Origin of the sequence: Paenibacillus sp. JDR-2 (assembly GCF_000023585.1) — a bacterium.
In the GTDB taxonomy this organism is placed as follows: Bacteria; Bacillota; Bacilli; order Paenibacillales; family Paenibacillaceae; genus Pristimantibacillus.
In genome coordinates, this window is sequence record NC_012914.1 from 5,989,402 (window position 1) to 6,011,074 (window position 21,673).

The following is a 21,673-nucleotide window of genomic DNA, read 5'->3' on the forward strand; positions in this document are numbered from 1 at the left end:
ACGTTTACTTGGAAGCAATCAAGAAGACCGCATATCGGCCTCTATGGCATTTTGCACCGCAGCAGAACTGGATTAACGATCCGAACGGACTTGTCTATTTCAATGAAGAATATCATCTCTTCTATCAATATCATCCTCATGGCTCGACGTGGGGACCCATGCATTGGGGACATACCGTCAGCAAGGATCTCATTCATTGGGAAGAGCTTGCCATCGCATTGTATCCCGATGAGAACGGGACAATCTTCTCGGGAAGCGCGGTGGTGGATTGGCACAACACAACGGGATTTTTCCCTGAGGAGCCAGGTCTGGTCGCTATCTTTACGAGTCATCATGAGGTAAAAGGCGAACCGGTCGTGCAGACGCAAAGCCTTGCTTACAGCTATGATAACGGCAGGACCTGGACGAAATACGATGGAAATCCGGTGCTGTGCGCAACGAATAAGCCCGACTTCCGCGACCCGAAAGTATTCTGGCATAAGGATAGCGGCAAATGGTTGATGGCACTGGCTACCGAACAGACCATCTCCTTCTACTCCTCGCCGGACCTGAAAGCCTGGGAGCTTGAAAGCGAGTTTGGCGACGGTATCGGCTTTCACGGCGGCGTATGGGAATGTCCGGATCTCTTCCAGCTGACGATTGAAGGAACGGAAGACAGCAAGTGGGTGCTCCTCGTCAGCGTCGGCGACAATCCGGATTATCAGGAAGGCTCTCGCACGCAGTATTTTGTGGGACAGTTCGACGGCTCCGTCTTTACGCCCGATGATGATGAGATTCGGTGGCTGGACTTTGGCCGCGATAACTATGCGGGCGTCAGCTTCTCGGATATTCCGGAGGCAGACGGCCGGAGGATCTATACGGCCTGGATGAGCAACTGGCGTTATGCGAATCATGTTCCTTCGAACGGTTGGAGAGGTTCGATGACGGCGGCCCGCACGCTAGGCCTGAAGCGGTTGGAAGAGAACGGCGAGATTGTTATCGTACAGCATCCCGTTAAGGAGCTCGGAACGTATTTCTCCCGGGTGGCGGCTGAAGCGAAGGGCTTGCTGCTAACTGATGGCCGTAAGGAAGTCATCGATTGTTCGCTGGAGGCATTTGACCTCCGCTTGGAAGCGGTACAGATTGAGGCTCGAGAGCTAGGCATCATCATTCATCATAATGAAGAGCAGTACACGACGATTCAATACTCCTCAGCGGAGCATGCGATTACCCTGTTGCGGAAGCATGCCGGGCCAAATGACTTCTCCGACATGTTTGCGCAGCCTCAGCACATGAAGCTGCATGGATCCGCCTCGGACCGTCTCAGTCTTCGGATTCTGGCCGACGCGGCCTCCATCGAGCTCTTCCTCGCGGACGGTTCGGCAGCTATGACAAGCCTGATCTTCCCGGACCAGACTTGCCGTAGGATCACGCTTTATGCGCTTGATGGTACGGCGCAGCTAGTAAGCTGCACGGTGCTCGCAGCGGAATAACCGGAAAAAGCAATCCCCAACGCCGGCGGCTTGGGGATTGCTTTTTTTCGTGACAAACTTTCGGTTAAGGTCCCTTAGGGACCCTAACCGGAGGCTGCAGTATCCTATTAAGCACGTTAAGGTCCCTTAGGGGCCTTAAGTGCACACAACACGCCATTTAATGGCTGCTAACTCCAAAATTCGTTAAGTTAAGGTCCCAGAGGGACCTTAATCACTGAAAATCACTTCTTAAACTCTGCGTTAAGGTCCCTCAGGAACCTTAACGTCGCGATTCAACGCCATTCCACTATTTCAGCTCGTCCGCGCACCTTCTTATACCCGATAAGACCCTGCCAGGGTCTTATCACTAACCAACTAGCTACTTCTCTAACGAATAAGACCCTACGATGGTCTTATTTCGACGCTTTCCCACCATTCGCCTATCAGCCAACCGGGAGTCCCTTTCCCTGCTCTTCCCACACCCAGCTTGGCACTTCCCGACGCAGTACGGGGGCGATATCCGAAGCGAAACGCTCCATCTGCTCCCGCTGCTCGACTTCGGATAGACCGTCTACGCTTAGTGACAGTACCTGGTGCCCGAAGGCCGCTTGATAGTTTAGTATTTTCTCGATAATCTGCTCCGGGCTTCCGATCAGACTTGGACCTCTGGCGATATTGTCCTCAAGCGAGGTAAACGGAGATTGGTTATGCTGAGCGGCGGCCGTTGCCTGGAACGCCTCATAGTAAGGACGATACCGCTTAACAGCCTCCTCCGTCGTATTCGCGATATACAAGCTGCCCGCGCCTGAACCAACAACCGCTTTCCGCGGATCATGCCCGTAATACGCCAGTCTCTCTCGGTAATGATCGATGAGATCCTTGTATTTCGCCTGCGGATGGAAGCTGTTCGAGGAGAAGATCGGCTCGCCGTAACGGGCGGCAAGCTCGGTGGAACGGGTGCTGGAGGCGCTCCCGTGCCAGATTGGAATCGGCTTCTGCAGCGGTCTTGGCTGCGTTGTTACTTGATGAATGGGCGGACGGTATTGGCCTTGCCAGGTCACATCCTCCTCCCGCCATAGACGCCGAAGCAGCTCGTAACGCTCCTCCATCGAATCCCATTGCTCCTCTTCCGTGATTCCGAAGAGCGGGTAATGCCGCGGATCATTGCCTTTGCCGATAATCATCTCCAGTCTTCCGCCGGACAGATGATCAAGCGTCGCGTAATCCTCGGCGACTCGCACCGGATCCAGCACGCTTAACACCGTTACAGCCGTCAGCAGACGAATGCGGGAAGTTCTTGCCGCAATAGCCGTCAGCAAGAGCGGAGGAGAAGAAGAGAGAAACGGAGCTCCATGCCGTTCTCCAATGCCGTATCCTTCAAAACCAAGCTTCTCGGCAAGCACCGTCTGCTTGATTATATTTTCGATTTTTTCGCTGGTCGTAAAATGCTCCCCCGTCACCGGGTTCTTCAAATTCATAACCAGGCTGAACCATATAAATTTCATAGGCTTTCACTCTCCTTTGGCGTCGTAAGCGGTGGTGCCGGCATCCGTCTGCCCAGCAGCAAAGCAATCGGAATCGCGCAGGCGACAATGATGCTGGATACGAAAAACACATCGTGGATGCTATGCATGTAAGCAAGACTGTATGCCCTCGTCCCTTCTACCCCTCCGCCCGATTCAGCCAGATGGACCGACAGTCGGGAATAAAATAAAGACGTGCAGAGGCCTAACGCCATAGCGCTAAATACTTGCCGCAGCCAATTGAGCAAAGCCGACGCATGCCCGATCCATTCCTCGGGAACGGACGACATGCTTGCGTTTGTTGTTGGCGTGGAAGCAAGACCGGTTCCGGTATTGCGGATGGCGAGCCATACGATAATCGCGATAAGACTGGTCTCAGGAGGCATCTGGCTGAAATAATAGGTACTCACAACCAGAATCGCGCAGCCGATCATAATCAGCTTGGCCGGTCCTAATCTGTGATACCATTTGCCGGCGGCAAACGTGGCAGCCGTTAAGCATGCCGCGGCGGGAAGGAACAGAAGACCAACCCTGAACGGCGATAATCCTTTCATCTCAACCAATAATAAAGGCATGAAATAGACAACCGAATAAAGTCCAAACGATAGAATAAGGGAGGCCATCAGACTCAGCGAAAATCTGGGGTTGAGCAGCAGACGAAGCTGCAACAGGGGATGCTCGCTGCGGCGAGCCTGCCATATGAATAGCGCAAAGCTGCCGACGCCAACAAGCAGCATCATCCAAGTAAGCAAGCTGTTCCAGCCCCATACGGTCATGTTGCCGAATAACAGCAGCAGCGCGAGACTTCCGCCCGTTGCAAGCAGCAGCCCCGGCCAATCCAATCGGGCGAGCCCGTTTGCCGAGTCCTTCGGAATAACTAACGCCCCTACAATCCAGGCGACGAATCCGACCGGTACGGTCACCAGGAATATAAGATGCCAATCGAAGCTTTGCAGCCAGCCGCTGAGCGATGGGCCAATTGCCGTGCCTAATACCGTGGAGAAGGACCACACGCTAAGGGAAAAGGATTGCTTTTCCGCTCTAATCGTCCGGTAAATCAAGGCAAGCGACACCGGCTGAATAAGCCCGCAAAACAATCCTTGTACAATACGAAACGCGATAAGCGCCCCTACATTCCAGGATAACGCACATAGAAACGAGCTGACCGTGATTCCCCCGATTGCAAACAGAAACAGCCGCTTGCAGCCAAACCGCTCCATCGCATAGCCGGTAATAGGAACAACAATGCCGCTCGCCAAGGTAAAGCCCGTCATCATCCATTGAACCGTCTGCAGCTCCGTACCGAATATCCGAATAAAGCCGGGCAGCGACACGTTAAGCGAGACGACATGATACATCCCGACAAAGGATCCGATAAAAATAGCCGCCAGCACCGGCCAGAATGACGGGTAGGATGCTGCCGGCTCCTTCTGCTCCGCCTGCTTCATAGTAAGGTATAGTGACAAGCCGCATAACGATCCTCGCCTAACGGGCGAAGCTCCGGCTGCTCCTTCCTGCATCTTTCCGTCGCGAACGGACAACGGGGGTGGAACCGGCAGCCGCTTGGCGGATTTGCCGGCGAAGGGATTTCGCCTTGAATCGGTGCCACGCTGCCGTGCTGACCCGGGACGGGCTGCGGAATCGATTTGATGAGCAGCTTCGTATACGGGTGGGCAGGCTGGCGGAACAGCTCATCGCTTGGCGCGATCTCCACAAGCTTGCCCAGATACATAACGCCAATCCTGTCCGAAATATGTCTTACAATCTGCAAGCCGTGGGCGATAAACAAATAAGTCAGACCCAGCTTCCGTTGGAGCTCCTGCAGCAAATTAACGATTTGCGCCTGAACCGACACGTCGAGAGCGGACACGGCCTCATCGGCAAGAATAAAGCTTGGGTTCAAGGCAATTGCCCGGGCAATGCCAATGCGCTGCCGTTGACCGCCGGAGAACTCATGCGGGTACTTACCGACACTCGAAGGGTCAAGCCCAACTAACAGGAGCAGCTCTTCCACGCGATTTTTACGCTCGCCAGCCGTCCATGCGCCGTGTACCTTAAGCGGTTCGGCAATGCTGTCGCCAATCGTCCATCTAGGGTTCAAGGAACCGTAAGGATCCTGAAAAATAACCTGCATATCCTTCCGTAACGGACGGAGCTGTGCGCCATTTAATCCCGTCAGCTCCTTGCCCTGAAACAGTACCTTGCCTGAGGTCGCCTGCTCCATCTGCAAAAGAACCCGGCCTAGCGTAGATTTGCCGCTTCCCGATTCGCCAACCAGACCAAACGTCTCCTTCTTCCGAATGGAGAACGAGACATCGTCAACCGCCCGGATGAAGGTACGTGGCGCGGTAAAGCCTTTTCGCTTCACCGGATAATACTTGCGCAAATGCTCGGCGGCGAACAAAATTCCGCTGTCTCTGCCGGAAAGGGCATCCTCTGACTTTTCTTCAAGCGAAGCAGATTCTTCCACCCGGAAGGCGGCGGATTTGCCTCTAACCGCAGGCTCCGCGGCAACCTGTTCCGCTTGCCAGCATGCTACCTCGCTTCCGCTCTGATCTGTAAGCGGCGGAGCTTCCGCCCGGCATCGCTCCGTTGCGTATTCGCAGCGGGGATGGAACAAACAACCTTCAGGCAGCGCGTTAAGTGACGGAATAGATCCCTGAATGGCATAGAGCCGTTCGCCGCGTACGCTGTCCAGCGGGGGAATCGATTGAAGAAGCCCTCTCGTATACGGATGACGGGGTCTTGCGAACAGCTCCTCCGCCGTCCCCTGTTCAACGATCCGTCCGGCGTACATGACGACAATCCGGACCGCCATCTCCGCGGCAATGCCAAGATCATGGGTAATGAGCAGAATCGACATTCCCAGTTCCTGCTGCAACTCCTGCAGCAGCTGCAAAATTTGGGCCTGAATCGTAACATCCAGAGCCGTGGTTGGTTCATCGGCAATCAGCAGATCCGGGCTGCAGGAGAGGGCCATCGCAATCATTGCCCGCTGGAGCATGCCGCCGGACAACTCGCCGGGATACTGCTTCATTCGAATCTCCGCCTCGGGGATACCAACACGGCTTAACAGCTGAATGCCCCGGTCCCAGGCGACCCGCCGGCTCACCCGCTCGTGCTGGATGATCGTCTCGGCAATCTGCTGCCCAATGGTAAAGACCGGATCAAACGCAGCCATTGGCTCCTGGAAGACCATCGCTACCCGCTTGCCGCGCAATTGCCGGAGCTCCGCTTCGGGCAACGCCGCAATATCCCGTCCTTGCAGCAGGATGCTTCCCCGCGTAATGGATCCTTTCTCGTAATCAATCAGCCGCATAATCGCTTTGGAAGTGACCGTCTTGCCGCTGCCGGATTCTCCGACCAGACAGACGGTTTCCCCGGGCTGTATCGAGAAGGATATATTCGTAATCGCTTCAAGCAAGCCGTTTTGGGTCCGAAAACCTACGGACAGCTCCCGAATATTAAGCAATGCCTCCAATAGAGCTCCCCCTTCCTACCTCGCGCTTTTCTTCGGATCAAGCTGATCTCTCAGCCGGTCGCCGATCATATTGACAGCCAGCACAAACATCGTGATCGCAAGTCCCGGGAACGTACAGATCCACCAGGCAACCGTCAAATACCCGCGCCCCTGCGACAGCAGCGTTCCCCAGTCCGGCACTTCCTTCAGCACGCCAAGGCCAAGAAAGCTAAGCCCCGACCCGGTCAGAATCGATGTCCCGATTCCAATCGTCGCCATAACGAGCAGCGGGGACAGCGAATTGGGCAATACATGCTTCCAGAAAATATGGAAGGGCGATGCGCCGGCAGCCTGCGAAGCCTGAATAAACGTCCGGCCTTTAATACTCATAATCTGCGACCGCATAATGCGCGCATAACCCGGTATGGAGGCTATGGCTACCGCCAGCACGATATTAAACAGGCTTTTGCCAAGCGCGCCCGCAATCGCAAGCGCTAGCAGAATGCCCGGGATGGTCATTAGAATATCGTTGAAGCGCATCAGCACCGCATCGATCCAGCCCCCCGCATAACCGGACAAGGCGCCAATCGCCCCGCCTGCCAATCCGCCGACAAGAACGGAAGCGAAGCCGATAAACAGCGAATCCCGGCTGCCGTATACAACCACGCTGAATATATCCCTGCCGAAATAATCCGTCCCGAACAGATGTGCCGCGCTGGGCGCCTGCATAATGCTGTCTGTTAACATCTCGGTGGGCGAATAAGGGGCAATCCAGGATGGCACAACCGCGCATGCCGCAATAAACAAGATAACGAGGGCTGCCGCAAACAGGAACAGATTGCTTGACGTCAAACGTCTGAAACGGATAGCCGTCAGGCTTCTTCCGCTTCTTTTGTACGGGAGTGTACGGGCCGTAGCCGCTTCACGCATACGTACTTGGCTCCTTTCTTCATAACCTTACGCCGAGCGCCTTACTCTCGGATCAATTAGCGAATAGGACAAATCGACAAGCAGGTTCACCAGGACGTAGATCAGCGCGGTAAAAAAGATAACGCCCTGCACGACCGGCAGATCCTTCGCCATCAAAGCGTCCCCGATAATCCGTCCGATGCCTTGCCGGGAAAACACCGTTTCAATCACGACGGTTCCCGCCAGCATCTCCCCGATCAGCATGCCAATCATCGTGACCGCGGGAATAAGCGCATTCCGCAGCGCATGCTTATACATAACGGCACGCTCGGACAATCCTTTGGATCGCAGCGTAAGCATAAAATGCTCGTCGATAATGTCCAGCATGCTGCTTCGGACCATTCTTACGATAAAGCCGGCTCCAACAATGCCTAGCGTAAGAGCCGGGAGCACAAGCGTGCGCCATCCGTCCGAGCCCATGGCCGGGAACCAGCCAAGCTGCAGGCTAAACAGCACGATAAGCAGAATGCCCGACCAGAAGGTCGGCATCGAAATGCCGAACAATCCGACGAGACGGGCAAGGTAATCAATGGGACCGTTGCGGTGAACGGCGGACAATACGCCAAGCACAAGGCCAATCGTAACCGAGACTAGCGCGCTTGCCGCCGTCAGCGCCAGGGTTGCGGGGAAATGCTCCAGAATTTTATCCAGCACCGGCTCGGAATTTAATAAGGAATATCCGAAGTCTCCCTGCACCATATCGCTTATGTAGCGGATGAATTGGATATAGAAGGGCTGATCCACTCCCAGCTGATGCTTCAGATTCGCAATCTGCTCGGCCGTGGCAACCGACGGATCAATCATCGAATCCGTCGGGTCGCCGGGCAAGACATACAAGATCGCGAACACCAGCACCAAAGTGCCCGCGATCACCAGCAATGCAGAGAGAATGCGTTGGGCAATGTACATGGCGAGCCGCCTCCCTATTAATTAAGAACTAAGCGAGACCCCGTTGAACAGCGGATAGCCCAGCGAATCAAATACAAGTCCTTGCACGGATTTGTCCGCGGCGACTGTATACGGGAATACGTAAATCGGCAGAATAACCGCCTGGTCGATAATGTAATGCTGGATTTGCTTATAAATTTCCGCGCGTTTCGTATCATCCGTTTCTACGCGGCCTTGCTCAAGCAGCTTGTCGATCTCCGGATTGGACAATCGGGTAAGCGACTTTTGAGCCTTTGGATCAGTCGTGTGATAGAACGGATACAGAGCGTTCGGATCCGAGTTCACCTGGCTGTTGCCGTAGAGATCATAATCGCCGTTGGTATAAACAACCGTCCGTACGTCCTTCGTAATCTCCACTTCAACGGCAATGCCAAGCGCCTTCAGCTGCTGCTGAATAATAACCGCGATATCGTTGCGCTTCTCGCGGTTTGGCGTTCCATCCACGTAATGCAGGGTTAGCTTCTTGCCGGCCTTCTCGCGGATACCGTCAGAGCCTTTTACCCACCCCAGCTCATCCAGCAGTGCGCCCGCCTTCTCCAGATCCGGCTTTACCCCGTTCTCAAGCGAAGGATCATAACCGAAGGTACCCGGCGTAAGCGGCGACCAAGCACGGTCATAAGTACCCAGATACAATGTCTTCACAATGCTGTCGACGTCAACGGCCAGTTGGACCGCCTGTCTTGCTTTGGCATCGTTCCAAGGCTCATGCTCCTGATTGAAGAACAGCGTATAAGGCAGGCCAACCGTATTGGCTCCTAGAAGTTGAACCTTCGAATCGCCCTTTAAGGCTACGATATTTTGCGGAGGAACCGTCTCTGCCGCCAGCACCTGACCGCTCTGCACGCTGCCGATCCGGGTTGCTTCCTCCGGAACGATCTTGAAGGTAATGCCGTCCAGATACGGTGCGCCCGCATTCGTTACAAGCTCGGGCGCCCACTTATAGTCGGGGTTCTTCGCCACTTCGATTTGGGCGTTCTGCTCCCATTTCACAAACTTGAACGGCCCTGTGCCAACCGGATTCAGACCAAATTGGTCACCGTATTTCTTAGCGGCCGTAGGCGATACGATCCCAAGCAGCGCCTGGCTCAGGTTGCCGAGGAACGCGCGTGAAGGGGTAGCAAGGTTCAGCTTCACCGTATACTCGTCAATGACTTCCGAGGATTGATACGGAGCAAGCAGGGCCGCCGCATTCGCAGCTTTCGTAGCCGGATCGAGAATACGGTCGAAGTTATATTTGACTGCTTCGGCATTAAACGGCGTGCCGTCCTGGAACTTCACGTCTTGACGCAGCTTGAAGGTATAGCTCAGACCGTCTTCCGAAATCTCCCACGAAGTGGCAAGCCAAGGCTTGATGGAATTGTCCGGAAGCTGTACGACAAGCGAGTCATATATCGTGCGGATGACGCGTACGGCAACGGCCAGGCCGCTGCGGTGCGGATCAAGCGTATCCGGCGAAGTAGCGAGAGCGTAAGTCAGTTCTCCCCCTTGCTTCGCTTCCGCGGAAGCTGCGGGAGTATCCGTCTGCTGCTGCGCCTGCTGGCCGTTATTGCCGCTCCCTTTATTTGACGCGCACCCAGGCAGAACGAGCGCCAGAACTAACAATAAGGCAGCCGAGCTTCGGAGTGATTTGCGTTTCCATTTGAATGTATTCATCGGATTTCTCTCTCCTATTCGATTAGTTAACGGTCACTCCAGCCTGTTTGCGTGCTGCTGCATAACGGTTCTCCGGAACCGGAATCCCCAGATTGCCGCGAAGCGTATCGGCTTCATACTCGGTACGGTACAATCCGCGCTCCTGCAGAATCGGTACAACCAGCTCGACGAAATCATCCAGGCCGCGCGGCGTAGCCGATGCAATTATGAACCCGTCTGCCGCTTCCTCTTCAAACCATTCCTGTACCCGATCGGCTACAAATTCCGGCGTTCCGATAAAAGCATTGCGGGGAGTTGCCGCCTGCAGAGCGACCTCGCGAAGCGTAAGCCCCTGCTCCTTGGCGCGGCGCTTGATCCGGTCGGTTGTGCTGCGGAAGCTGTTGGAGCCGAAATCGCCAAGATCCGGGAACGGTGCATCCAGCTCGTATTGCGAGAAGTCATGATGCTCGAAAAATCTTCCCAAATGGTCGAGCGCTTTCTCGATCGTAACCAGATCCGCAATCTGCCGGTACTTCTCTTCCGCTTCCTCCTGCGTGCGTCCGATAATAGGCCCGATGCCCGGGAAAATAAGCGTATGCTCCGGATTACGGCCGTTCTCCGCGATACGACGTTTTACATCGCGGTAGAATTCCTTCGCATCCTCAAGCGACTCCGGCCCCGTAAATACGGCATCTGCCGTCTTCGCCGCAAGATTGCGTCCGCTGTCCGACGATCCTGCTTGGAACACAACGGGCTGACCCTGCTTCGAGCGTGCGATGTTCAGCGGTCCTTGAACGGAGAAGAACTCGCCTTGATGATTCAGGCGGTGCAGCTTCTCCGAATCAAAGAATACGCCGGTCTCTTTATCGCGGACAAATGCGTCGTCTTCCCAGGAGTCCCACAAGCCTTTCGCAACCTCCAGGTACTCCTCGGCGATCTTGTAACGTTCGCTATGCTCCGGATGCTGCTTGCCGCCAAAGTTAAGCGCGCTGCCTTCAAGCGGAGAAGTGACGACGTTCCAGCCTGCGCGGCCGCCGCTGATATGATCGATCGACGAGAACTGGCGGGCAACCGTAAACGGCTCGCTATAGGAGGTCGACAGCGTCCCTACAAGCCCGATGTTGGAGGTAACCGCTCCAAGCGCGGACAGGATCGTAATAGGCTCGAAGCGGTTTAAGAAGTGGGGAATCGATTTTTCGGTAATGTACAGACCGTCGGCGATAAAGAGGAAATCGAATTTGCCTTCTTCCGCTTTAAGCGCCTGCTGCTTATAGAAACCGATATTGACGCTTGCATCCGCCGGAATATCGGGATGTCTCCAGCCTGAGCTGCTTCCGCCCACGCCATGAATAATAGCTCCCAATTTTAATGCTTTCTTCTTCGACATATACACTCCACCCTTATCTCCATTTTTGTCTGACTCAATAAAATTCCGCTTCAGCAACATTTCCCATCTGTTTAATAGGAATTTATCTTGGCAATACTCTAACACCGGGCTTTCGGCGGCACAATAGCATATAAATCTCTTCTATCGACTGTTAGGTATCATCTATGGGTCAAGATTTATGGCAGTGAGAAAACCTATAAAAAAAAACACCAATTGCCTCAGCAATCGGTGTTTCCTTCCTTCTATGACGATGATCCCGCAGCGAGCTGAACGAGCAGTCTGGTGCCGTGAACAAGCACGGACTCATCCAGATCAAACTTCGGCCGATGCAGCCCTTCCCGAATGCCACGCGAATCATTCCGGCAGCCCAGCAAAATAAATGCACCAGGCACTTGGTCCAAATACCAGCCGAAATCTTCTCCGGCCAAGCTTGGCTCAAGCTGCTGCCGCACATTCTCACCGCCAAGCACAGCCGTGTCTGCGCGGATAACCTCAAGAACCGCTTCGCTGTCATTCACAACCGCAATCCCTTCGCGAAGGGCAATATGGTAGAAGCCGCCATAGGCAAGCGATGCCGCTTGCGCATGCCGTTCCAGTCCGGCCGTAATGGCCGCAACGGTCTGCTTGCTGAACGCGCGGAAAGTTCCCGTTATGACGCTTTGCTCGGCAATCGCGTTAATGACCGTACCGGCGCGCACGGTTCCGAAAGCAAGCACGGCCTGCTCCCGCGGATCAATGCTGTTTGCCATCATCCCGTTTACTCCGGCAATATAAGCCCCCGTCATCTGGATCGCATCCGCCGCCAGATGAGGCGAGCTGTGATGGCCGTTTGTCCCTTGAAACGTCACGTGGAAATGGGAAGAGGCCGCCATCGCATATAACGAATGGATGCCAATCGTGCCCGCATCAAGCTCCGGCCATACATGCAGGGCATAACAGCGGTCAACGCCTTCGAGTATGCCCGCCTCGATCATATCTCTTCCGCCGGAGAGCAGCCGGCCGTCCAGCGGACTTGGCAGCGCTCCTTCTTCGGCAGGCTGGAAGACAAAGCGGATCTCCCCGGCAAAGCTCTCCCGGTAAGCCGCAAGCGTCTTTGCCGCGCCGAGCAGCATAGCCGTATGCGCGTCATGACCGCAGGCATGCATCACTCCATCAGTCTCCGATTTATAATCGACATCATTTAATTCCGTAATCGGAAGGGCATCCATATCGGCACGCAGCAGAAGGGTCCGGCCGCCCTCAAGCCCGCCGCGCAGCACGCCTACCACGCCTTTGCCAAAATGGGGGCCGACGCCCGTTTGGACGTCGATCCCCCATTCCTCGAGCAGCCCCGCAACCAATGCCGCCGTACGATCCGTATCGTACAGCAGCTCCGGATGACGGTGCAGGTCGCGGCGAATCGCGATAAGCTCGTCATGCAGCGAACCCGCATACGCCTGCATATCCTCGATGGCTGCTTTATTTATGTTCAGACTCAAACGTGTTCAGCTGCTTTCGTATAACGGTTAGCCGGAATCGGCAGACCCAGATTGCCGCGCAGCGTATCCCCTTCGTACTCGGTGCGGAACAAGCCGCGCGCCTGCAGAATCGGAACCACATGCTCAATGAAATCCTCAAGGCCATGCGGCACCGAAGAACCAACCATAAAGCCGTCGGCAGCGCCGGCTTCGAACCACTCCTGTACCCGGTCCGCAACCTGCTCCGGCGTTCCGATGAAGATAGGACGAGGAGTCGCAACCTGCAGAGCCACTTGACGGAGCGTCAGGCCCTTCTCCTTCGCATTGGCTTTGATTTTGTCCGTACCGCTTTGGAAGCTGTTGCGGCCGAGATCTCCCAGTTCAGGGAACGGCGCGTCCAGATCGTATTGGGAGAAGTCATGATGCTCGAAGAAGCGTCCCATGTAGACGAGCGCATTTTCCGCCGATACAAGATCCACAACCTCCTGATATTTGCGCTCCGCTTCTTCCTCCGTGCTGCCGATAATCGGACCGATGCCCGGGAATACGAGAACGTTATCCGGGTTGCGACCGAATGCGGCCGCGCGGCGCTTCACGTCCTGATAGAACCAAACCGCATCCTCAACCGAATCATGGCCGGTGAAGATCGCATCCGCATGTTTAGCGGCATAGTCTTTGCCCACATCAGACGCTCCCGCCTGGAAAATAACCGGCTGGCCCTGCTTCGAGCGGGCAATGTTCAGAGGACCTTTAACGGAGAAGAACTCGCCTTCGTGATTAAGCGTATGCAGCTTGGCAGGGTCGAAGAAAACGCCGGACTCTTTGTCGCGGACAAACGCATCGTCTTCCCATGAATCCCACAGGCCGCGCGTAACATCCAGGTATTCCGTCGCGATCCGGTAACGCTTGTCATGGTCCGGATGCTCCTTCTTGCCGTAGTTCAGCGCGGAGCCTTCAAGCGGGGAAGTAACGATATTCCAGCCTGCGCGGCCGCCGCTGATTACGTCAAGCGAACCGAACTGGCGCGCAACCGTAAACGGCTCGCTGTACGAAGTGGACAACGTGCCAACAAGACCGATATGCTTGCTGACTGCCGCCAGAGCGCTTAAGATCGTAATCGGCTCGAAGCGGTTCAGGAAATGCGGAATCGATTTTTCGTTAATATAAAGACCGTCAGCGATAAACGCCAGATCAAACCTGCCGGCTTCCGCTTTCTCGACCCATGATTTGTACAGCTCGAAATTGACGCTAGCATCGGACGGAACCTCCGGATGTCTCCACAGCGAAGTGCTGCTGCCGACGCCATGAAGCATCGCGCCCAGCTTTAATTGTTTGCGTGCCGTCATTACGCATTTCCCCCTTTTGCTGTGGATATCGTAACGGAAAGAGCGATGTAAGCGGCTTTGATCCGGTCAATCTGACCCAGATGATGCTGCACATGCTTCGTGAATCCTTGAATAATGTCGCGGACGCGGACCGTTTCCCCTTTGAAGTTGATGCCCGTCTTATCCAGATCCTGCTCGCTCAGCCGGCCAAACAGCAGACCGTTGTACTGCAGCAGCGCCCAGAATACATTCAAAATGTCGGACGCGTTGCCGTCATTGGAATGCTGGCCCGACACCCACAGGTCCTGGTTGAAAGCGGGAAGCTGCGCCTTCGTATCCGCAAGAATGTCGCGGATGCGGAAGGATACCACGATATTATGATCGGCCAAATGGGACAGCACCTCGGTAATGCTCCATTTCGCTTCGTTTTCTTTCCATTTCAGCTGTGCTTCTTCTACCCCTGCGATCGCCTGAGTCAATTGAAGATGCGTGTCCAAATAAGCTTGAATATCGATGGCACTCATTGGAAGTCCTCCTTTAATTCGTGCGGTTCAGCCGCAAAATGTGATAATGCGCGAATAGCCGTACCGGCCAAGAAATCAGCCGCAACCGGAAGTGCTCGCTCATCGAGATCAAACGCCGGATGATGCCATTCTTTGGGCCCGTCCGTCCCTACAAAGACGAACAGTCCCGGCACCAGCTGCTGGTAAGCCGCAAAATCTTCCCCGGCAAGGGAAGGTACCGGACTAACCGGAAGCAGCTCCAACTGCACGGCTTCCTGCCATGCCAGCTCCGCCAGTCCTTCATCGTTATGAACCGGCGGCGGACCTTCCATCCAGCGGACTACGGCGGTTGTATCGAAGGCAGCGGCAACGCCCGCTACCACCTGGTCGAACCGCTCGCGGACGCGGCGGCGGATATCCGGATCAAAGGTACGGATCGTACCGTCCAGCACAGCCTTCTCCGGAATCACATTCCACGCCGTACCGCTGTTCAGCTTCGTCACGCTGATCACCGCGCTGTCGAGCGCTCCTACATTACGGCTGACAATCGACTGGAGCGCGGTAACGATATGCGCAGCCGTTAGTACCGGATCGTTGCCGGCTTCCGGTACGGCGGCATGCGAGCCGCGTCCCGCAACCTCAACAACAAAGCCGTCGGCGGCAGCCATAAGCGGACCGCCTTTAATGCCGATCGTGCCAACCGGCAAATCCGGCTTGTTATGCAAGCCGAATATCGCCTGCACGCCTTCCAGCGCACCGCTGTCAATGACCTGCCGCGCGCCTTTCGCCTTCTCTTCGGCCGGCTGGAAGATCAGGCGGACCGTGCCTTTCAGCTCCCGCTCGCGATCCTTCAATAAATAAGCAGCTCCGATAAGGGCTGCCGTATGGAAATCATGGCCGCAGGCATGCATCTTGCCCGGAACAGCCGAAGCAAACGGAAGTCCCGTCTCTTCCTGAATCGGAAGGGCATCGATATCGGCGCGAAGCGCAATAACCGGTGTACCCGACCCGATCTCGGCGACAACGCCGGTCTTCAGCGGATAATCCGCGATACGGATGCCGCCCGCTTCAAGCAAGCTCTTGATTCGGATTGTCGTTTCGAATTCCTCGTGGGACAGCTCCGGATTCCGGTGCAGCTCCCTGCGGATATCCGTCAACCGGCCTGCTAACGCAGCAGCGCTGCGGGTTGTTGTATCGTTACTCATTCGTCCACCTCACCTTTCAAAGCTTAAGCCGTTACTTCGGCAAATGCCTCGCTAAGCAGCTCATACGAGCGGATCCGTTTCTCGAACGGTGAAATATTCGTTGTGATAATAAACTCGTCTACGCCGGTTGCTTCCTGCAGGGCAAGCAGCTTGCCGCGTACCGTTTCTTTGGAGCCTGCCGCAATAAGCGGCTCTTTCTCTTCAATCGTGTATTCCTCGCCGGATTGTTGACCGTAAGCCTCGGCTTGCTCTACCGTGCCAAGCGTAACCTTGCGGCCGCTGGCCAAATGCACCTTCACCAGCTTTTGCGGCGGAATCAGGCTTACCGCTTCCTCGTCCGTATCCGCTACGATGGCAGCCAATGCCAGAATCGCTTGCGGCGCGGCACCCAGCTCATAATTAAAGGCTTGCTTATATTTAAGAACCGAATCAACGGCAGCTTGCTCGTCTCCTCCGATGAAGAGGGAGAATACGTAAGGCAGACCAAGACTTGCAGCCAGCTCCGCGCTGTCCGCGGAAGCACCAAGTACGTGAAGCTCCGGCGCAACAGCGGGAATCGGCGTCGCCTTAATGCCTGCCAACGGTCCTTCTTCCTCCGTCCGTCCTTCTACGTATCCGCGGAGCTCGGCGATTTTGTCCGTGAGCGACAACGGGTTCACGATATTGCGCTGCAGCGCCTGCGTGCTGCGCGGAAGCCCGCCGGGAGCGCGGCCAACGCCAAGATCAACACGACCGGGTTCGAGGGATGCTAGAACATGGAAGTTCTCCGCTACTTTATAAGGGCTGTAGTGCTGCAGCATAATACCGCCGGAGCCAACCCGGATTTTATTGGTGCGGGCGAGCAGATAGGAGATAAGGACCTCCGGGGAAGAGCCCGCTACATGCTCGGAATCATGATGCTCCGACACCCAGAAGCGGCGGAAGCCAAGCTCCTCCGCTTTTTGCGCCAACGCAACCGTATGAGCGAATGCTTCGGCTGAAGTTTCGCCCGGGTAGACCGGGCTTTGATCCAAAATGCTTATTGTAATGGACATGCCGTTTAATCCCCTTTCAGACTACTAGATCGAATAGCTCGGCTCCGTTGAAAACCGCTTCAGGAACTGTTTGGTCCGCTCTTCCTGCGGATTCCCGAACAGCTCGGCCGGAGGGCCTTCCTCGACGACAACGCCGCCGTCCATAAACACCACATGATTCGCTACATCCTGGGCAAAGCCCATCTCGTGCGTCACGATAATCATCGTGATTCCTTCCTTCGCAATCCGGCGGATAACGCCCAGCACCTCGCCTACAAGCTCGGGGTCCAGCGCCGAGGTTGGCTCATCGAACAAGATCACCTCGGGCTCAAGCGCAAGCGCTCTTGCGATGCCGACGCGCTGCTGCTGACCGCCCGACAACTGGCTTGGATAAGCATCCAGCTTGGCGCCAAGACCTACCTTCTCGAGCAGCTCGATGCCGCGTTTGCGCGCTTCTTCCTTGCCGATCTTCTTCACCACGATCAGTCCCTCGATAACATTCTCGAGCGCCGTCTTATGGCTGAACAGATTGTACTGCTGGAACACCATCGCCGAGCGCTGGCGCAGCGAATAAATGTCCTTTTTCCCCGCATGCTTCGCGTTAAGGGCGAAATCGCCGATCCGGATCTCTCCTTCGTTTGGCTTCTCCAAATAATTGATGCAGCGCAGCAGCGTAGTTTTGCCGGAGCCGCTTGGTCCCAGAATGGCAACAACCTCGCCCTTATTAACGGTGAGATCAATCCCTTTCAGGACCTCTTGGCGTCCAAACGATTTGTGGATACCGCTAAGCTTAATCATGCTACCCCTCCCTTGCTGTACACGCGGATTCTTCTTTCGATAAGGCCGGTACAACGTTCAATCAGGATCGTTAATCCCCAGAATATTAAAGCTGCGGCTACGTACGATTCGAAGAACTTCCAGTTCGTAGAAGCCACAATCTGCGCTTTGGCGTTCAAATCGACAACCGATACGGTAAAAGCAAGCGTCGAGCCGTGCAGCATCCCGATAACCGAGTTGGACAGGTTCGGCAGGCTTGCTGCCAGCGCTTGAGGAAATACGATGCGGCGAAGCGCCTGCGGCGTTGTCATCCCAATCGACCGGGCGGCTTCCATCTGCCCGCGGTCCACCGCCAATAGTCCTGAGCGGACCACCTCCGATAAATAAGCGCCTGCCGTAATCGAGAACGAAATGTAAGCAAAGCCGATCATCGGGATCTTGGCGGAATTCCATCCGAGATCGAACTGCGCCGACAATCCGTCAACAAGCATCGGCAATCCGAAATAAATGAGGAGCAGGTGCGTCAGCATCGGCGTACCGCGGATAAAGGTCACGTAACCGCTCGACAGCTGGGATAGTACCGGAATCCGGTAAATCCGGGCAAGCGCCGTTATTACGCCAATCACAAATCCGACGGACACGGATACGAGAGTAATAAGCAGCGTAGTTGGAACAGCCGACCATAGCTGCAGGAATGCGGTCCATATAAAGGACGGATCAAGCTTCATAACGCGGCACCTCCTTTAACTCGCGGGTTAAGCCGCCCAAAGACAGGCGCTTGCGTTTTCTGCTAAAGAACCGGTTCTTTTCATTGCTATCCCGGCGCAGATGGCGGGACAAACGGCGCTCTGCGAGCAGCATAAGACGTTCCAATACGATACTCATAACGAGATAAATAAGGGCTAACGCAATATAAGTTTCGATAAAATGCTGGGACAGCGAGCCCAGCGTCTGGGCTTTGCCCGTCATCTCCATAACGCCCAGCGTAAAAGCAAGCGAAGTATCCTTAAGCATCGCAATGACAAGATTGGTGAATACCGGAACGGCAATCCCTACCGCCTGCGGCAGCACGATCCGGGTAAAAGCCTGATACCCGGTCATGCCTACGGCATAAGCCGCTTCCACCTGCCCCCGGTTAACCGCAAGCACGGCTGCCCGGATCGTCTCCGATACATAAGCACCTACGTTAAGGCCAAAGGTAAGAATTACGAAATAAAGGACGGGAAGCTTTGAGATGTCGATCGACACCAGCTTCAGAATTTCCGGAAGGCCGTAATAAAACAGGAACAGCTGAATGAGAACCGGCGTGCCCCGGAAGAAGGAAACGTACACCATCGATACATTCCGAAGCACCGGTACGTTGTATAGGCGGGGCAAAGCTACGAGAAAACCGACAAGCAGCCCCAGTCCGATAGCGCCTGCCACGATTAGCAGGGTAATATTCAGCGTACTCAGCAGTTTGGGAATAAAATCGAACACGTAATTAATATCGAAGCCATACTCCATCTTGCGGTCTCACCTCTCATTACTCATTCGCTTTCGCTTGCTATTTCGCGCTGTCCGCCGTAAAGTCGCCGCCCAGCCATTCCGTGCTCAATTTGCCCAGCGTTCCGTCTGCTTTAAGCTCCTTCAGTGCCACGTCAATCGCATCGGACAGCTCTTGTTCCGCCGGATCGTTCTTGCGGAGCACGAACAGGATGTCGGCTTCGGACAGGTTATCGCCCGTTGTCTTCAGCTTCGCTTGCGGATCGATCAAGGACAATGTAAAGTCGGCTGCCAGCGTAGCGTCTACGCGGCCGGTCGTAATTTGGCTGACCGTATCGTTAGCTGCGCCGTTTTGGTATACGATGTTGATTTTCTTGTCATGATCCTTGTTGTAGTTCTCCAGAATTTGCGCTTGCGCGCTAGTTGCGCCAACCAGCACCTTCTTGCCTGCCAGATCATCAAGGGAATGGATCGTGTTGTTGTCCTGCGGGACAACGATTTTATTTCTCCAGTGAGCGTAAGGCTCCGTATTAAAAAGATATTTCGCTTCGCGCTCCGGATTTTTCTCCATTTCATGGGCTACAAGATCAATCTTGTTCGTCTCCAGGCTCAGTAGCAAGTTCGAGAATTCCATCGTTTGAATATCGAATTCGTATTGCGGCAGTCGTTTGTCGATCTCTTTGATGAGCTCAACGTCAAAGCCCGTCAGCTTCCCGTTCTCGTCGATAAAGCATACCTGCGGGAATCCGGTGCCCGTACCGATGACTACCTTCTTCACTTCACCGCCGGCATTGCCTGACGCGGATACGTTAGCAGCTGCTTTATTGCCGTTTTGCGCTTGCGTATTATCCGATTTATTGTTTGAGCCGCAGCCTGCCGCCACCAGAATCAACGACAATGCAGCTGTAACGACTAGTGCTTTTTTCTTCATTTTAAGTACCCCCGTCTTTTTCATTAATTTGCCGCAGCTTGTTCTTCGCTTGCTTTCTCGAACAGCTCCGGATTCACAATCTTGCGGAGCAGATGCATCGTTCCGTCCCCGTTGCCGGAGTCGAAGGAGCGGATGCTTTCGTAACCTCTGCGCTGGTACATTGGCAGAAGCCATGGATGCTTCTCGGCCGTTCCAAGCGTTACGGCATGCGCCCCTTCCTTGCCCTTAATAATCGTATTCTCGACCCAGGTCAGCAGCTTGTCGCCGTACCCTTTGCCTTGCTCGCCGGGATGGACCGCGAACCATTTGATAAACGGCAGGTCCGTAATGGCCTTCACTTCATCGTTTCTCGACAAGGTTATGGTTGCAACGATAACGCCGCCTACTTCCAGCACGTAACACTCATTCTGTATAATGTTGTCCCGTATCTGATCCAGACCGGCATTCGCCGCTGGCCAATTCAGCTTCAGCTCCCGAATGAGCGAATAGGCTTCATACGTCACTTCACGCAGACGCTCCGCATCTTGGGTTCCCGCTTGCCTAAACAATTCACTCATAGTTCCACCCCTTAAATGTCTAATTAGATAATTCCTATAAACTTACTAAGAATTAAGTTGGTATAAATGTATCATCTATCCGCCTAACCGCGCTAATAGACTTTCTCTATCGATCGATTGATTCTATTTGTCCGTGCTAAATGCTGTAAAAGCTCAAATTATCCTTAGGCAGCAGCGCCTGGATATACTCTTCGTTCTCTCCCGTCAGCGCAATCAGGTTCGTATGCAGGGAAATCCCCTTGGTCTCTTCAATCTCAATCGGGATGAGTCTGCCCTTGCTTACTTCTTCCCTTGCGCATAAGCCGGGAAGGAAGCAGATGCCGGCCTTTTGCAGCACAAGCTTCTTCGCCGTCTCGGAATTATCCGCATGGAAAACGATGCGCGGAGGCTGCTCCAGATGCTCGAATACGCGGTGAAGACGCAGCCAGTCCAGCGAGCCGCATTCGAAGAAAACAAGCGGCTGATCACGGATCTCGTCGATGGATACCCTTCCTTCTTCCGCAAACGGATGGCCTTCATAGACATACAGCCGGATAGGATCTTCATAATAGGAGAACGACTGCAGGGACGGATGAACAAGCTTCCGGACAAAAGCGATATCGATCTCCTTATCGAGCAGCTTTTTGACCAGGTCATCCGAAGGAGCCGTTGTTAATTTGAAAGTTAAACGCGGGAATAAACGGGTCAGCCTCGGCAGTAAATCCGGAATCAGATAGTTCGAGACGGACACGGTGCTTCCAATCCGAAGCTCCTGCGGACGGGCTCCCTTCTCTTGCAGATGGAGACGGCCTTTCTGAATCGTCTGAAGAATTTGCTGGGCGTAAGGAAGGAACTGCTTGCCTTTCTCGGTCAGCATAATTTGCTTGCCAAGCCGGTCGAACAGGCGGCAGTCGAGTTCCCTCTCCAGTGTCTGTATGCGGGCGGTAACGGATGGCTGGGAGAGGAAGAGCACCTCCGCCGCTTTATTAAAGCTGCCGTAATGATTGACATACACAAAAGCTTCGATGTTCTCAATATTCATGAATAATCCCTCCGCGACCTTATCGATAG

Annotated in this window: 19 protein-coding genes; 1 reads left to right on the forward strand and 18 read right to left on the reverse strand. The window is 54.7% G+C overall.

All coding sequences use genetic code 11. From position 1 onward, the window contains the following. Window positions 1-8 precede the first annotated feature (8 nt). Window positions 9-1,472 carry a glycoside hydrolase family 32 protein gene (locus tag PJDR2_RS26210; protein ID WP_015846765.1) on the forward strand — a complete coding sequence of 488 codons (1,464 nt, stop codon included), beginning with the start codon at window positions 9-11 and terminating at the stop codon, window positions 1,470-1,472. Between the two features lie 422 nt (window positions 1,473-1,894). On the opposite strand, the gene PJDR2_RS26215 is transcribed toward PJDR2_RS26210, so the two are convergent. The 18 genes from PJDR2_RS26215 to PJDR2_RS26300 all read right to left on the reverse strand — a co-directional run bounded on the left by PJDR2_RS26215 (window position 1,895) and on the right by PJDR2_RS26300 (window position 21,644). Further along, window positions 1,895-2,956 carry an LLM class flavin-dependent oxidoreductase gene (locus PJDR2_RS26215; protein WP_015846766.1) on the reverse strand — a complete coding sequence of 354 codons (1,062 nt, stop codon included), beginning with the start codon at window positions 2,954-2,956 and terminating at the stop codon, window positions 1,895-1,897. Beyond that, window positions 2,953-4,440: a DHA2 family efflux MFS transporter permease subunit gene (locus PJDR2_RS26220; RefSeq protein WP_265525083.1), complete on the reverse strand. Its 1,488-nt coding sequence runs from the start codon at window positions 4,438-4,440 to the stop codon at window positions 2,953-2,955. The genes PJDR2_RS26215 and PJDR2_RS26220 overlap by 4 nt, the downstream gene beginning before the upstream one ends. Then, a complete protein-coding gene (locus PJDR2_RS26225; RefSeq protein ID WP_015846768.1) occupies window positions 4,419-6,455 on the reverse strand; it encodes an ABC transporter ATP-binding protein in 2,037 nt (678 codons plus the stop codon). Before PJDR2_RS26225 ends, PJDR2_RS26220 begins: the two co-directional genes overlap by 22 nt. Before the next feature lie 15 nt (window positions 6,456-6,470). Next, window positions 6,471-7,364: an ABC transporter permease gene (locus tag PJDR2_RS26230; protein ID WP_015846769.1), complete on the reverse strand. Its 894-nt coding sequence runs from the start codon at window positions 7,362-7,364 to the stop codon at window positions 6,471-6,473. A 27-nt stretch (window positions 7,365-7,391) separates the two neighbouring features. Beyond that, the gene (locus tag PJDR2_RS26235; protein ID WP_015846770.1) at window positions 7,392-8,312 is read right to left on the reverse strand and encodes an ABC transporter permease; all 921 of its coding nucleotides are present in this window, start codon (window positions 8,310-8,312) and stop codon (window positions 7,392-7,394) included. A gap of 21 nt (window positions 8,313-8,333) precedes the next feature. Then, window positions 8,334-10,004: an ABC transporter substrate-binding protein gene (locus tag PJDR2_RS26240; protein WP_015846771.1), complete on the reverse strand. Its 1,671-nt coding sequence runs from the start codon at window positions 10,002-10,004 to the stop codon at window positions 8,334-8,336. A 22-nt stretch (window positions 10,005-10,026) separates the two neighbouring features. Next, window positions 10,027-11,370, reverse strand: coding sequence for an LLM class flavin-dependent oxidoreductase (locus tag PJDR2_RS26245; protein WP_015846772.1), 1,344 nt, complete (start codon window positions 11,368-11,370; stop codon window positions 10,027-10,029). Between the two features lie 242 nt (window positions 11,371-11,612). Then, the gene (locus PJDR2_RS26250; RefSeq protein ID WP_015846773.1) at window positions 11,613-12,848 is read right to left on the reverse strand and encodes a M20 metallopeptidase family protein; all 1,236 of its coding nucleotides are present in this window, start codon (window positions 12,846-12,848) and stop codon (window positions 11,613-11,615) included. Continuing rightward, window positions 12,845-14,173 carry an LLM class flavin-dependent oxidoreductase gene (locus tag PJDR2_RS26255; protein WP_015846774.1) on the reverse strand — a complete coding sequence of 443 codons (1,329 nt, stop codon included), beginning with the start codon at window positions 14,171-14,173 and terminating at the stop codon, window positions 12,845-12,847. Before PJDR2_RS26255 ends, PJDR2_RS26250 begins: the two co-directional genes overlap by 4 nt. After that, window positions 14,173-14,676, reverse strand: a complete 504-nt coding sequence (locus PJDR2_RS26260; RefSeq protein ID WP_015846775.1) for a DinB family protein — start codon at window positions 14,674-14,676, stop codon at window positions 14,173-14,175. The genes PJDR2_RS26255 and PJDR2_RS26260 overlap by 1 nt, the downstream gene beginning before the upstream one ends. Beyond that, window positions 14,673-15,860 (reverse strand): amidohydrolase, encoded by a 1,188-nt coding sequence (locus PJDR2_RS26265; RefSeq protein ID WP_015846776.1) that lies wholly within the window; start codon window positions 15,858-15,860, stop codon window positions 14,673-14,675. Before PJDR2_RS26265 ends, PJDR2_RS26260 begins: the two co-directional genes overlap by 4 nt. Window positions 15,861-15,883: 23 nt before the next feature. Next, on the reverse strand, window positions 15,884-16,894 hold the full coding sequence (locus PJDR2_RS26270) for an LLM class flavin-dependent oxidoreductase (protein WP_015846777.1): 1,011 nt from the start codon (window positions 16,892-16,894) through the stop codon (window positions 15,884-15,886). A gap of 24 nt (window positions 16,895-16,918) precedes the next feature. Further along, the gene (locus PJDR2_RS26275) at window positions 16,919-17,671 is read right to left on the reverse strand and encodes an amino acid ABC transporter ATP-binding protein (RefSeq protein ID WP_015846778.1); all 753 of its coding nucleotides are present in this window, start codon (window positions 17,669-17,671) and stop codon (window positions 16,919-16,921) included. Next, window positions 17,668-18,378 (reverse strand): amino acid ABC transporter permease, encoded by a 711-nt coding sequence (locus PJDR2_RS26280; RefSeq protein WP_015846779.1) that lies wholly within the window; start codon window positions 18,376-18,378, stop codon window positions 17,668-17,670. Before PJDR2_RS26280 ends, PJDR2_RS26275 begins: the two co-directional genes overlap by 4 nt. Then, entirely contained in the window at window positions 18,368-19,156 is a 789-nt protein-coding gene (locus tag PJDR2_RS26285) for an amino acid ABC transporter permease (protein ID WP_015846780.1), read from the reverse strand. The genes PJDR2_RS26280 and PJDR2_RS26285 overlap by 11 nt, the downstream gene beginning before the upstream one ends. Window positions 19,157-19,196: 40 nt before the next feature. Further along, window positions 19,197-20,066, reverse strand: a complete 870-nt coding sequence (locus PJDR2_RS26290; protein WP_041613646.1) for a transporter substrate-binding domain-containing protein — start codon at window positions 20,064-20,066, stop codon at window positions 19,197-19,199. Window positions 20,067-20,089: 23 nt separating this feature from the next. Continuing rightward, window positions 20,090-20,623, reverse strand: a complete 534-nt coding sequence (locus PJDR2_RS26295) for a GNAT family N-acetyltransferase (protein WP_015846782.1) — start codon at window positions 20,621-20,623, stop codon at window positions 20,090-20,092. A 136-nt stretch (window positions 20,624-20,759) separates the two neighbouring features. Further along, window positions 20,760-21,644 carry a LysR family transcriptional regulator gene (locus PJDR2_RS26300; protein ID WP_015846783.1) on the reverse strand — a complete coding sequence of 295 codons (885 nt, stop codon included), beginning with the start codon at window positions 21,642-21,644 and terminating at the stop codon, window positions 20,760-20,762. Window positions 21,645-21,673: the final 29 nt, after the last annotated feature.

What these genes read in the sequence shown, in the direction of transcription:
- PJDR2_RS26215 (WP_015846766.1), bottom strand. Translation starts at nt 2,956, where the DNA reads ATGAAATTTATATGGTTCAGCCTGGTTATGAATTTGAAGAACCCGGTG.
- PJDR2_RS26230 (WP_015846769.1), bottom strand. Translation starts at nt 7,364, where the DNA reads ATGCGTGAAGCGGCTACGGCCCGTACACTCCCGTACAAAAGAAGCGGA.
- PJDR2_RS26235 (WP_015846770.1), bottom strand. Translation starts at nt 8,312, where the DNA reads ATGTACATTGCCCAACGCATTCTCTCTGCATTGCTGGTGATCGCGGGC.
- PJDR2_RS26240 (WP_015846771.1), bottom strand. Translation starts at nt 10,004, where the DNA reads ATGAATACATTCAAATGGAAACGCAAATCACTCCGAAGCTCGGCTGCC.
- PJDR2_RS26245 (WP_015846772.1), bottom strand. Translation starts at nt 11,370, where the DNA reads ATGTCGAAGAAGAAAGCATTAAAATTGGGAGCTATTATTCATGGCGTG.
- PJDR2_RS26255 (WP_015846774.1), bottom strand. Translation starts at nt 14,173, where the DNA reads ATGACGGCACGCAAACAATTAAAGCTGGGCGCGATGCTTCATGGCGTC.
- PJDR2_RS26260 (WP_015846775.1), bottom strand. Translation starts at nt 14,676, where the DNA reads ATGAGTGCCATCGATATTCAAGCTTATTTGGACACGCATCTTCAATTG.
- PJDR2_RS26265 (WP_015846776.1), bottom strand. Translation starts at nt 15,860, where the DNA reads ATGAGTAACGATACAACAACCCGCAGCGCTGCTGCGTTAGCAGGCCGG.
- PJDR2_RS26270 (WP_015846777.1), bottom strand. Translation starts at nt 16,894, where the DNA reads ATGTCCATTACAATAAGCATTTTGGATCAAAGCCCGGTCTACCCGGGC.
- PJDR2_RS26275 (WP_015846778.1), bottom strand. Translation starts at nt 17,671, where the DNA reads ATGATTAAGCTTAGCGGTATCCACAAATCGTTTGGACGCCAAGAGGTC.
- PJDR2_RS26280 (WP_015846779.1), bottom strand. Translation starts at nt 18,378, where the DNA reads ATGAAGCTTGATCCGTCCTTTATATGGACCGCATTCCTGCAGCTATGG.
- PJDR2_RS26285 (WP_015846780.1), bottom strand. Translation starts at nt 19,156, where the DNA reads ATGGAGTATGGCTTCGATATTAATTACGTGTTCGATTTTATTCCCAAA.
- PJDR2_RS26290 (WP_041613646.1), bottom strand. Translation starts at nt 20,066, where the DNA reads ATGAAGAAAAAAGCACTAGTCGTTACAGCTGCATTGTCGTTGATTCTG.
- PJDR2_RS26295 (WP_015846782.1), bottom strand. Translation starts at nt 20,623, where the DNA reads ATGAGTGAATTGTTTAGGCAAGCGGGAACCCAAGATGCGGAGCGTCTG.
- PJDR2_RS26300 (WP_015846783.1), bottom strand. Translation starts at nt 21,644, where the DNA reads ATGAATATTGAGAACATCGAAGCTTTTGTGTATGTCAATCATTACGGC.